Source organism: Aeromonas sp. 600276, from assembly GCF_049175815.1.
GTDB classification, from domain to species: domain Bacteria; phylum Pseudomonadota; class Gammaproteobacteria; order Enterobacterales; family Aeromonadaceae; genus Aeromonas; species Aeromonas dhakensis.
In genome coordinates, this window is record NZ_JAAKVU010000003.1 from 20,905 (window position 1) to 32,907 (window position 12,003).

Sequence of the window (12,003 nt, forward strand, 5' to 3'; positions counted from 1 at the left end):
GGCGCTCAATGCCCCAGGCCCCCTTTTTTCACCAGGTTACAGCTTGGCGGTGAGCTCCGGCAGCAAGGTGAAGAGATCCCCCACCAGCCCGTAGTCGGCCACCTGGAAGATCGGGGCCTCGCTGTCCTTGTTGATGGCGACGATCACCTTGGACTCTTTCATCCCCGCCAGATGCTGGATGGCGCCCGAGATGCCGACCGCGATATAGAGCTCGGGGGCCACCACCTTGCCGGTCTGACCCACCTGCAGATCGTTGGCGACAAAGCCCGCATCCACCGCCGCCCGCGAGGCACCCACCGCGCCGCCCAGCTTGTCGGCCAGCGCCTCGATCAGGGCGAATTGCGCCTTGGAGCCGAGCGCCCGCCCGCCGGAGACCACCACCCGCGCCGCCGCGAGCTCGGGTCTGGCGGAGCGCACGGCGCGCCGCTCGATGAGGCGGGTACGGCAAGTCACCTCGCTCACCGGCAACCGTTCTACCTCTGCCTGGCCGCCGCTCGCCGCCTTGGCGAAGGCGGTGGGCCGGATGGTGAGCACCTTGATGGGAGCACTGCACGCCACCCGGGCCACGGCGTTGCCCGCGTAGATGGGGCGCAGGAAGGTGTCACCGCTCTCGATGCCGGTCACCTCGGAGAGCATCTCCACTCCGAGCCTGGCCGCCACCCGCGGCAGCAGATCCTTGCCCTGGGTGCTGGCGGCCATCAGACAGTGCTGATAATCCCGCGCGATATGGGCCAGCAGCGGATCGACTCCGTCGCTCAGCCCCTCCGCCAGCATGGGATGCTCGGCCAGCAGCACACGATTCACCCCTTGCAGGGCGGCGGCCTGCTCGCCCGCCTCGGTCAGCCCCTGCCCCAGCAACAGCAGATGCACCTCGCCACCCAGCTGGCCCCCTGCAGTGACCAGACGGGCCACGTTGTCGGCCAACTGGCCCTGATGATGTTCGGCAATGATCAATACGCTCATGACTGCCCCTTGCTATCGTCCGTTGATGTCCCAGCCTGTGTGCCCATCACGCCCCCGAGCCTGTCGCCGGCGGGCGGGGTTCTGTTGATTGCTGGCAGCATCAGAGTACCTTCGCTTCGTGCTTGAGTTTGTCCAGCAGCTCGTCCACCGAGCCCACCATGATGCCGGCGCTGCGGGCAGCGGGGGCCATCACCCCGAGCAGCCGGGTCTGGCCGGCCGGCTCGACGCCGAGGTCGGCAAAGGGCGCGCTCTCGAGCGGCTTGCGCTTGGCCTTCATGATGTTGGGGAGCGAGGCAAAGCGCGGCTCGTTGAGGCGCAGATCCACGGTCACCACCGCTGGCAGCGCCATGCCGAGGGTCTCGAGTCCGCCGTCGATCTCGCGGGTCACCTGCAATTCCCCCTCCACCAGCTTGATGGCGGAGGCGAAAGTGGCGAGCGGCCAGTCATTGAGGGCGGCGAGCATCTGGCCCACCTGGTTGTTGTCGGAATCGATGGACTGCTTGCCGAGCAGCACCAGATCGGGCTTTTCCTGCTCGCATACCTGTTGCAGGGCGCGCGCCACGGTGAGCGGGGTCAGGGTCTCGCCGGTCACGTAATGACGGGCCCGATCCGCTCCCAGCGCCAGGGCGTGACGCAGCTGTTCGGCCGCCGCCTCGAGGCCGAAGGTCACCACCACCAGCTCGCTCGCCACGCCGGCTTCGCGCAGCCTGACCCCCTCTTCCACCGCAATTTCACAAAACGGGTTGATCCCCATCTTGACGTTGGCCAGCTCCACGTCCGAGCCATCGCTCTTGACCCGGACCTTGACGTTGTAATCCAGCACCCGCTTGACCGCGACCAGCAGCTTCATGACGCGCATCCCTCGCTTCTGTTGAGTGAATCCATGAAAACCCTCACATTTTTTGCTTACATTTACTTTACGTTTACGTAAACTACCAGCACTACCCTAGGCCAAGTCGAGCACAGAGGCAAGATGGAACGCGAAGCAATGGAATTTGATGTCGTCATCGTCGGTGGCGGCCCGGCGGGACTCAGTGCCGCCATCGCCCTCAAGCAGCACAATGCCGAGCTGTCGGTCTGCCTGCTGGAGAAGGGAGCGGAGATCGGCGCCCATCTGCTCTCCGGCGCCCTGCTGGATCCCGTCGCCCTCAAGGAGCTGCTGCCAGAGAGCTGGCAACAGGCCCCGCTCGGGGTCGAGGTCAACGATGATCAGGTGCACCTGCTGCAAAGCGACAGCCGCGCCCTGCAACTGCCCAACTGGGCGGTGCCGCCGCGCATGCACAACGAGGGCAGCCGCATCATCAGCCTCGGCAACCTCTGTCGCTGGCTCGGTCAGCAGGCCGAGCAGCTGGGAGTCGAAATATACCCGGGTTTTACCGCAAGCGAACTCATCATGGAAGCGGGACGGGTCAAGGGTGTGATCACCGGCGATCTCGGGCTGGATCGGGCGGGCAATCCGAAAGCGGATCACGTGCCCGGCATGGCGCTGCTCGGTCGCTACACCTTGTTTGCCGAAGGGGCCCGTGGCCATCTCGGCAAGCAGCTGATCGCCGACTTTCAGCTGGAAAACGCCGCCCAGCCGCAGCACTACGCCATCGGCTTCAAGGAGCTGTGGCAGCTTCCCCCCGGCCAGGGCAAAGCGGGCCAAGTGCTGCACGGCAGCGGCTGGCCGCTCTCCGAGGGGAAGGAAGACAAGAGCCAGGGCGGCTTCTATCTCTACCATCTGGAGCAGGATCAGGTGGCGGTCGGGCTGATTGTCGATCTCAACTACCGCAACCCCTGGCTCAGCCCGTTTGACGAGTTTCAGCGCCTAAAGCATCACCCGCTCATCGCCGCGGCATTGCAGGGGGGCGAGCGCATCAGTTACGGCGCCCGCGCCATCGCCAAGGGGGGCTGGCACTCCCTGCCCCGCATGCACTTTCCCGGTGGCCTGCTCATCGGTTGCGATGCCGGCACCCTCGACTTCTCCCGCATCAAGGGGATCCACACCGCCATGAAGTCCGGCATGCTGGCGGCCAAGACAGTCGCCATGAGTCTGCGCGGCGGCGATGAAGGGGGGCGGGATCTGGCCGAATACGGCGATGCGCTGCAACAGAGCTGGCTGGCCCATGAGCTCAAAACGGCGCGCAACTTCGGCGCAGCCCTGCACCGCTGGGGTCCCTGGCTCGGTGGCGCCTTCAACTGGCTGGAGCAGCGGCTGTTCCCCCGCACCTCACCGTTCACCCTGCTGGACAAGGAGCCGGACTACCGCCAGCTGCGCATGGCCAGCCGCTGCCAGCCCATCGACTACCCCAAGCCGGACGGCAGGCTCAGCTTCGACAAGCTCTCGTCTGTCTATCTGGCCAACACCAGCCACGACGAGGATCAGCCCTGCCATCTCAAGCTGCAGGATGAGACGATCCCGGTGGCGGTCAACCTGCCCACCTGGGCCGAACCGGCCCAGCGCTACTGTCCGGCCGGAGTGTTCGAGATCCTGGGCTCGGAGAGCCAGCCCCGCCTGCAGATCAACGCGGCCAACTGCATCCACTGCAAGACCTGCGACATCAAGGATCCGAGCCAGAACATCGTCTGGACGCCGCCGCAGGGCGGCTCAGGCCCCAACTATCCCAATATGTGATGAAAAAGCCGCTGTGCAGACAACAAAATGCTCAGCCCCAACACATCAAATAGAGGCGGTTTCCGGCGTGCGGCCGGGGGCTGTCGCAGGGCGCTCGGGAGCCCACCATCCCGGCCGGTGAACCCAAGTCCTCCCGCCTATCGGGGGGAATAAAGGAGGCCACGCCGGGATCGCCCGTTTCGAGGTCGGCGCGGCTGCTCCGACCTCGCTGTTTTTTTGAGCGAACAGGCTGAACCTCCGATGAATAGGCCCTGACAAGCGCGGCCCGCCCCTGTATAGTTCGCCGCATTCAGGTTTTCCATCGGCCCGTTCAGCTTGTCCACGGGATCGCTTTCTACGCGCTCTAAGGCCGCATGACCTGTGCAACCATCCCTGATTACCCATGACTTCTTAAGGGGGGACAGATGATCACCGCCTACATTCTCAATAACAAGGTACTGGACATAGTCACGCTCGGGCCTGACGACATAGTGCCTGACAACACGGTCTGGCTGGATGCCTACAAGCCGGACACGGCGGAACGAGAATGGTTGACGGGCCTGTTTCTGGAAGAGGTGCCCGACAAGGAGGAGCTGGATGATATCGAAGCATCCGCCCGTTTCTACTGGGATACCGACGGTCTTCACATTCACTCCCTGTTTCCCCAGCGGATCGGCCGTGACACCAAGGGTGTCCACGTCTCCTTTACCCTGCGCAACAACCTGCTGATCAGTATCCGTGAGGATGACATCGGCCTGGTGCGCCTGCTGCGCCACTACATGCGTCAGGACCGGCTGGAGGTGGAGGATGCCCTCGACATCCTGCTGGAGGTGCAGAACCTGAAAGTAGAATACCTCTCCGATCTCATCGAGGATGGCTACAAGACCCTGGAAAACACCGCCGATCAGATCTTCGAGCCGGATCAGATCAACCCCATGCTCAAGGAGCTGATGGCCCAGGAAGAGGCCAACGGCCAGATCCGTCTCTCCCTGCACGATACCCGTCGTGCCCTGCGTTTCCTCAAACGCAGCCTGCGCCAACGCATGACGGGCGAGCAGAACAAGTGGATTGACGAGATGCTGCACGACGTGGAGTCCCTGCTGCCCCACACCCAGTTCCTGTTCGACAAGATCAACTTCCAGCTGGAGGCCTCCATGGGGGTGACCAACCTGGAGCAGAACAAGGTGATCAAGATCTTCTCGGTGGCGGCTGTCATCTTCCTGCCGCCGACCCTTATCGCCAGCATCTACGGCATGAACTTCGGTCGCATGCCGGAGCTCGCCTGGGAGTACGGCTATCCCCTCTCCCTGGTACTGATGGTGATGTCATCGCTCGGCACCGGTCTATTCTTCAAGCGAAAAGGCTGGCTGTAACGCTGCTGTCTGACAAATAAAGAGTCGCGGATTGGGGGGCCTGGCCCCCCGATTAATTCCCGCTCCCTGCCCCGCCTTGCAAAGGGCGCCCCATCGCCCCATATCCCCTTCATCCTTTGCACAGACGAACCCGGGCAACCATGACCCTCTACCCCGAACACAGATATGACGATCACGGCCAGCTGCGCCCACCGCTCTGGTTCTGGCCCATCGCCCTCTTGCTGACCCGCTCGGTCTGGCTGTTTCTGATGGCCGGCGTCACCCGCGAGAGCGGCAGCGCCATCCTGACCCTCTTCTACCCGGACCGGCTCACCCTCTACATCAGCCTGCTGACCGACGTGCCCGCCATACTGGCGCTGCTCGCCTGCGGCGGCACCTATCAGCAGACCCAGAGCATCCGGGCCTGGCTCAGGCGCCACAGCCCGCTGCTGCTGCTCTGCTCTGCCGTCAGTGGCCTGTTGATGCAACTGCACAGCCTCAATCTGCAGAAGTGGTCGTTCAGCTGGCCCACCGCCCTGGTGCTGGTCGCCACCCTCTGGTCACTCTGGTATCTGCTGCGCAGCCGCCAGCTGCGTGAATACGCGGTTGATCAACCCCATTGAGGGGCGAGTCGCCTCACTGGCGGGTGACCCGGATCTGCAGGGTCTGGCGATCGCTCTGACTGCCACTGCCACCCTGCAACTGGGTGCCCAGGCTGCTGCCCTGCTGCGCCGCGCTGGTGGAGAGCTCCCCCACCGTCAGCCACTGACCGGGGGCACCGCTCACCTCGGTGGCACTCTGCCCCCGGTTGATGGTGCCCTGCTCCAGCCTGGCCTGCTCGCTGCTGAGCGCTATCTGTACCCTGTCGCCGATCAGGGTGGCGGTGGCGTAGAGGCCGTTCACCAGCGGCATCAGCCCCACCACCTGGCCACCGCGCCACTGATAGAAGGTGACCGGCTGATAGGTGCCCATCTGCAATAGCACGGGCCGACCCGACAGACCGCGTACCTGCCAGCTGTCGTTCTGGCTGCGCTGATACTGCTGGGCATTGCCCTCCAGCAGCCACTGCCGCTTGGCGGCATCCCGGCCCAGCCCCACCCCGACCTGCTGGCTGCTGGAAGCGCCATCCACCCGCCACTCGATGAGCAGGCTCTGGGGCGGCTGGTTGAATTTGGCCAGCGCCGCTTCCGCCTCCTGCAGCTGGGCGGCGCTGCCGCTCAGCACCAGCTGGTTGCCCATGGCGCTCACCCCCAGCTCCGGATAGAGATCCTTGAGGGTCTGCACCGCCGCCTGGGTCTCGAATACCGGGATCACCTTCACCTCGGCCCGCAGCGGCAGGCAACAGAGCCCCCACAGCAGCCAGAGTCCGCACCAATTCCATCTTCTCATCTTCTCCTCCCGTCCCACTCGGCAGCCCTTCACGTCATCGGCCTGCTCATCACCTGGTCATCATGGGCCCTCCCGCCCGCTTTTCAATGATTTTGCCCGTGAGCGGTGAACGCCGTGCAGGTCAGGCCCTTCATTTTTCGATGAAAAGAGCGGAGATAGATCAAATAACACAAATAAAAATGATTACCATTTGTTGTAACGAAAAAATCGCTCGGATACAATTCGGTCTCATTTTTTCGAGCTTGCCGTCGATGAAGCCAGTGACCACCACCCCCGCCGCCATCCACCTTGCCCTGCTGGTCAATATGCTCTCCATGGGCAGCATGATGATGGTGATGCCGCTTGGGCCGGATCTGGTCATCAGCCTCGGCATGCAGCCGGAGCAGACCGGCTACTTCAGCGGTGGTGCCACTCTGGGGGCCGCCCTGATGGGCCTCATCGCCGCCCCCTGGCTCGATCGGGTCAATCGCAAGCCCGCCCTGCTGGTGCTGCTCACCCTGCGTTTTCTGCTGCTGATGGCCTGCGCCCTGGTGCAAGACAGCCAGCAGTTGCTGGTGCTGTTCGTCCTGTCGGGCTGTGTGGCCGGGCCGCTCGCCGCCATCCTGATGGCAGCCGTGCTGGATCTGGTACCGCCCGCCGAGCGGGGCCGCCGCCTCGCCTACGTGGGCATGGCGTTCTCCCTGGCGGCCATTCTGGTGGTGCCCATCGCCCTGGTGCTGGCCCAGTGGTTTGGCTGGCAGAGCCCCTTCCTGCTGTTTGGTGTCTGCGGTCTGCTGCTGGCGCTGCTGAGCAGCCGCCTGCTGCCCTCCTTGCCGGTCAACCGCGCCCCTCACGGCAGCGGCCTGCGCCAGTTGCTGGCCTCCCCGCTCTGCCAGGGCGCCTTGTTGATCCTCTGCCTGCAGATGTTCGGCCACTTCCTGCTGATCCCGCACTTTGCCAACTACTTCCAGTTCAACCTCGCCTTCCCGCGCGAGCAGATCGCCGCCCTCTACCTGTGCGGCGGCCTCGCCAGCATGGCCACCATGCGGCTGTGCGGTGGCTGGATTGATCAGGGCCGGGCCCAAGCCGCCATCCTGATCACCAGCCTGCTGCTGGCGCTGATCACTTTGCTCGGTTTCGCCATGCCGGTCGGCGTGCCCGTCTACCTGCTGTTCACCCTGTTCATGGCGCTGAGCTCGGCCCGCTCCAGTTCGACCCTCGCCATCACCGCATCCATCCCAGCCCCTCATCAGCGCGCCGCCTTCATGTCTTTTCAGGGCACGGTCACCAATGTGGCGGCCGGGCTTGGCAGCCTGCTCTCCGCCAGGTTGCTGGTGTCGGATCAGAGCGGCGCCCTGCACGGCTTTGTTGGGCTCGCCTGGATCAATATCGGCTGCGGTCTGCTGGCCTGCGGCGGTGTCTGGCTCCTGCTCAAGGGGCTGGCACAGACAAGGAACAACAATAACCCCGAGTCTGGCCCCGCCAGACAAGGAAGTCAGTGAGCCACCGGCCCCAGAGCCGGACCCCATAACCTCTGTTTTATTCATGGAGTTTTGACTATGCAGTTGCAGCCCGGCGTCTTTCGCCTGAACCCCATCCTGCTCTCCCTCGGTCTTATCGCCCTGCCGGGCCTGGCCCAGGCCGAGGCGCCCAAAGCCAACGAGACCCTGGTGGTCACCGCCACCCAGACCAAGCACACCGAGCTCTCCGCGCCGGCCAGCGTCTCTGTCGTAACCCGCGCCGATCTGGACAAGATGAACGCCAACAACATTGGCGAAGCGCTCAAGCACGTGCCCGGCGTCAACGTCATCGGCACCAACCCCACCGGCCGCAACGAGATCAAGATCCGCGGCATGGGCGGCGACTACACCCTGCTGCTGATCAACGGCAAGCGGGTCAACGCCCGCGAGACCCTGGGCAGCTCGTTTGGCAATGACTTCGACTTGAGCTCCATCCCCATGGCTGCCATCGAGCGCATCGAGGTGATCCGCGGTCCCGTCTCCTCCCTCTATGGCGCCGACGCCCTCGGCGGCGTGGTCAACGTGATCCTGCGCCAGGCCAAGGAGCAGACCGAGGCCGCCTTCGGCTACACCCACACCATGCCCACCAAGGGTGATGGCGGTGATGCCAACCGTGGCAACGCCTTCGTCTCCGGCGCCCTGATCGACAACAAGCTGCTCGGCAGCCTGGTGGTGGAAGGCTATCAGCGCGACCGCTGGCACAGCGATCAGTCCAACAACAAGGACGCCGATGCGCTGGAGAAACGGGAAGTGGTCAACATGCTCTCCAGCCTGAAGTGGCTGGTCAGCGACAACCAGGACGTGGAGTTCGATCTGGGCTACAACCAGAACGACATGGACAGCTACTTCAACAACGTGCCGCGCGCCCCCACCGCCCCGGCCACTCCGCACAACGTGCAAAAGCTCGATCGGCTGAGCCTGGGGGTCACCCACAACGGCCGTTGGGAGCACTTCGACAGCCGGGCCCGCTACTACTTCGAGCAGACCGATCTGATGGATGACTCCCAGCTCAACGGCGGCGCGGCCGACGTCACCCAGACCAACCACACGGTCGACGGCCAGCTGAGCGGCTACCTCGGGGATCACCTGCTGACCTCAGGCGCAGAATTCCGCAAAACCGAGCTGGAACACAGCCGCAGCATCACCAACGGCAGCGTGGATGCAAGCCAGAGCGCCCTCTACCTGCAAGACGAGTTCGGCTTTGGCGATCTGGCGCTGACCCTCTCCGGTCGTCTGGATCACCACGAAACCTATGGTAACGAGTTCAGCCCGCGTGCCTATGCGCTCTACAAGCTGAGCGACGAGTGGGTGATCAAGGGCGGCGCCGGCAAGGCGTTCAAGGCCCCGACCCTGGCCCAGTCCAGTGAAGGCTTCGCCACCACCGCCTGCCGCGGCGCCTGCAAGGTCATCGGCAACCCGGATCTGAAACCGGAAACCGCCGTCAGCTACGAGCTGGGCACCGCCTATGAGGCAGAACGCTTTGGCGCCGGCCTCACCGGTTTCCACAACGACATCGAGGATCTGATCCAGAGCGATCAGTGGGGCCCGGGCTACCGTCCGAGCGTGATGACCTACCTCAACGTCAAAAAGGCGCGGGTCAAGGGGCTGGAGCTGACCGGCTGGGTCGATGTGATGGACGACGTCAAGCTGACCGGCAACTGGACCATGCTGGACTCCGAAGACAAGAGCACCGGCGACGATCTGGCCAAGACTCCGGATCACACCGGCAACCTGAGCCTGGATTGGCAAGCCACCGAGATCGTCAGCACCAACCTAGCCTGGCAGTACGTGGGCAGCCAGTTCATCAAGGTGCCGATGCACAACTCCCAGGCGCTCAAGTCCGACAGCTACCAGACTCTGGACGTCAACACCAAGTGGAAGGTAACCCCGGCGCTCGACTTCAAGCTGGGCATCACCAACCTCACCAACACCAAGCGTGACCAGGTCGCCACCGACGCCGACTTCATTCTGGAAGGTCGTACCGTCTACGCCGGCGTGGATTACAAGCTGTAAGCCCCGCAGGGGAGTCCGTCAGGGCTCCCCTCTTTCTGCTGTTATTGCCTCGACATGAAGGAGTAGCCGGGTGCAGAGACACCAAACACACCTGTTCTGGCTGGGAGTGATCCTCCTGTTCCTGCTGATCTGTCTGTCACTGGCCACTGGCGCCGGTGTCTATGGTGGCCGCGAGGTCGCCGGTTTTCTGCTGGGCGATCCCGCCCTCGTGGCCGATGAAAAACTCGCCATGATAGTTCACACCCTGCGTCTGCCCCGCACCCTGTGTGCCCTGGTGGTGGGCGTCTCTCTTGCGCTGGCGGCCTCCATGCTGCAAAGCGCCACCCGCAATCCGCTGGCCGAACCCGGCCTGCTCGGGGTCAACGCCGGCGCCGTGTTCGCCCTGGTGATCGGCCTCACCTATTTTGGCGTCGAATCCGCCTACGGTTACCTGCTCTGGTCCGGCATGGGGGCCCTGCTCGGCAACCTCATCGTGCTGGGCCTCGGCCTGATGGTGGGGCGCTCCAACCCCCTCAAGCTCATCCTGGTGGGGGTTGCCCTCTCCGCCACCTTCGGCGGCCTCTCCAACTTCCTGCTGCTCTCAAACCAGGTGGTGCTGGAGCAGTTCCGTTTCTGGAATCTGGGGTCGCTGGCCGCCTCGGATCTCGATGCGGTGCTCACCGTGATGCCCTTTGCCCTGCTCGGCCTGCTGCTGACCCTGGCGCTTTGCCGTCAGCTCACCCTGATGCAGATGGGTGACAACCAGGCGCTGGCGCTCGGCATCCGGCCGACCCGGGTGCGCATCGGCGTGCTCCTGGCCGCCACCCTGTTTACCGCCTGCGCCATCGCCATCGCCGGCCCCATCGGCTTCGTCGGTTTTCTCGCCGCCTACTGCGCCCGCCTGGTGGAGCCTGTGCGCCTCGCCATCCAGGTGCGCTTCTCCGCCCTGTTCGGGGTGCTGTTTCTGCTCGGCGCCGACATCCTGGCGCGCTGGCTGATCCAACCCTTCGAGCTGCCCAACGGGGTGATCCTGGCGCTGATCGGTGCCCCTGTGCTCATCCTGGTGGTGCGCAGCGGCGGCTTCCGCGCCCTGCTGGCCGTCAAATAAGGTTGCCTGCCTCATGAACAATCCAATCCATCCCTCCCTCACCACGGCGCTGCCGACCGGCACCGTCTGCCTGCGCGTTGGCAGCCGCACCCTGTTGCTGCACCGCCGCGCCTGGCTGATCACCCTCGGGCTCCTGGTCGCCCTGGTGCTGCTCTCCCTGCTGGCGCTGACCCTGGGCTCCGGCAAACTCACCATGCTGGGGGTGATCCAGACCCTGCTTGGCGAGGGCAACCGGCTGAGCGAGGTGACCGTCTTCAAGATCCGGCTGCCGCGCATCGTCGCCGTGCTGGTGGCGGGAGCGGCCATGGGCCTCTCCGGCTGCCTGGTGCAGACCCTCATTCGCAACCGCCTCGCCACCCCGGACATGATCGGGGTCAACGAGGGGGCCTCCTTGGCCATCATCGCCTTCTCCCTCTACCTGACCCTCGGCAGCTGGCCCTGGTGGGCCGCGCCGCTGGGTGCCCTGTTTGCCGCCGCCGTGCTCTATGCCCTGTGCAACAAGCCGGGGGAGCAGGGCTACCTGTTCGTGGTGATCGGCATCGGGGTCTCCGAGCTGATGAACGCCATCGGCCAGTTCGTGATGTCCACCCAGTCGCTGGTGCACCTCACCAGCCTCTACCTGTGGAACATGGGCAACTTCGTCGGCCAGGGTTACAGCACTGTGCTGCCGGTGGGGATCCTGATCCTGCTGGTCTGCCCCTGGATCATTTATCTCTCCCGGGCCTTGGGCGTACTGCGTCTGGGCCCCGTCACCGCCCAGAGTCTGGGGGTGAACGTCAACCGGGTGCAGCTCGGCGTGCTGGCCCAGGCCATCGTCGTGGCGGCGCTCGGCACTGCCATCGGTGGCCCCGTGGTGTTCATCGCCATGGCGGCCCCGGTGCTCGCCTCCTGGCTCAGCCGGGATCGCATCGTGCCGCTGTGGATTGCCGCCCTGTGCGGTGCCCTGCTGCTGCTGGCCAGCGACACCCTGGTGCGGGTGCTGGCCAGCCCCCACGAGGTGGCCACCGGCATCATGACCCGTATTCTCGGCGGCCTGCTGCTGCTGTTCATCCTGCTCAAAGACCGCCAGAAGGCCGACTGACGATGCCATTCATCCATTTTCAA

The 12,003-nt window shown here is 64.5% G+C and carries 10 protein-coding genes; 7 read left to right on the plus strand and 3 right to left on the minus strand.

The window, feature by feature from the left end; genetic code table 11:
* Nucleotides 1-36: 36 nt before the first annotated feature.
* Together G5134_RS03740 and G5134_RS03745 are read right to left on the minus strand one after the other, a co-directional pair.
* On the minus strand, nt 37-963 hold the full coding sequence (locus tag G5134_RS03740) for an electron transfer flavoprotein subunit alpha/FixB family protein (protein ID WP_043172050.1): 927 nt from the start codon (nt 961-963) through the stop codon (nt 37-39).
* 100 nt (nt 964-1,063) lie between these two features.
* Entirely contained in the window at nt 1,064-1,813 is a 750-nt protein-coding gene (locus G5134_RS03745; RefSeq protein WP_065018077.1) for an electron transfer flavoprotein subunit beta/FixA family protein, read from the minus strand.
* A gap of 123 nt (nt 1,814-1,936) precedes the next feature.
* Here G5134_RS03745 and G5134_RS03750 point away from each other — a divergent pair, with 123 nt between their 5' ends.
* The 3 genes from G5134_RS03750 to G5134_RS03760 all read left to right on the plus strand — a co-directional run bounded on the left by G5134_RS03750 (nt 1,937) and on the right by G5134_RS03760 (nt 5,534).
* Nucleotides 1,937-3,580, plus strand: coding sequence for an electron transfer flavoprotein-ubiquinone oxidoreductase (locus tag G5134_RS03750; RefSeq protein ID WP_065018076.1), 1,644 nt, complete (start codon nt 1,937-1,939; stop codon nt 3,578-3,580).
* A 404-nt stretch (nt 3,581-3,984) separates the two neighbouring features.
* Nucleotides 3,985-4,932 (plus strand): magnesium/cobalt transporter CorA, encoded by a 948-nt coding sequence (corA, locus tag G5134_RS03755; RefSeq protein WP_005301617.1) that lies wholly within the window; start codon nt 3,985-3,987, stop codon nt 4,930-4,932.
* A 140-nt stretch (nt 4,933-5,072) separates the two neighbouring features.
* Nucleotides 5,073-5,534 carry a DUF2919 domain-containing protein gene (locus G5134_RS03760; protein ID WP_026141342.1) on the plus strand — a complete coding sequence of 154 codons (462 nt, stop codon included), beginning with the start codon at nt 5,073-5,075 and terminating at the stop codon, nt 5,532-5,534.
* Between the two features lie 13 nt (nt 5,535-5,547).
* On the opposite strand, the gene G5134_RS03765 is transcribed toward G5134_RS03760, so the two are convergent.
* On the minus strand, nt 5,548-6,300 hold the full coding sequence (locus tag G5134_RS03765) for a hypothetical protein (RefSeq protein WP_065018075.1): 753 nt from the start codon (nt 6,298-6,300) through the stop codon (nt 5,548-5,550).
* Nucleotides 6,301-6,551: 251 nt separating this feature from the next.
* Here G5134_RS03765 and G5134_RS03770 point away from each other — a divergent pair, with 251 nt between their 5' ends.
* The 4 genes from G5134_RS03770 to G5134_RS03785 all read left to right on the plus strand — a co-directional run bounded on the left by G5134_RS03770 (nt 6,552) and on the right by G5134_RS03785 (nt 11,980).
* Nucleotides 6,552-7,781 carry a siderophore amonabactin export MFS transporter gene (locus G5134_RS03770; protein WP_065018074.1) on the plus strand — a complete coding sequence of 410 codons (1,230 nt, stop codon included), beginning with the start codon at nt 6,552-6,554 and terminating at the stop codon, nt 7,779-7,781.
* Between the two features lie 57 nt (nt 7,782-7,838).
* On the plus strand, nt 7,839-9,812 hold the full coding sequence (locus G5134_RS03775) for a siderophore amonabactin TonB-dependent receptor (protein WP_010633764.1): 1,974 nt from the start codon (nt 7,839-7,841) through the stop codon (nt 9,810-9,812).
* 70 nt (nt 9,813-9,882) lie between these two features.
* Nucleotides 9,883-10,899, plus strand: a complete 1,017-nt coding sequence (locus G5134_RS03780) for an amonabactin ABC transporter permease subunit 2 (protein WP_017779624.1) — start codon at nt 9,883-9,885, stop codon at nt 10,897-10,899.
* A 13-nt stretch (nt 10,900-10,912) separates the two neighbouring features.
* Entirely contained in the window at nt 10,913-11,980 is a 1,068-nt protein-coding gene (locus G5134_RS03785) for an amonabactin ABC transporter permease subunit 1 (protein ID WP_042067055.1), read from the plus strand.
* Nucleotides 11,981-12,003: the final 23 nt, after the last annotated feature.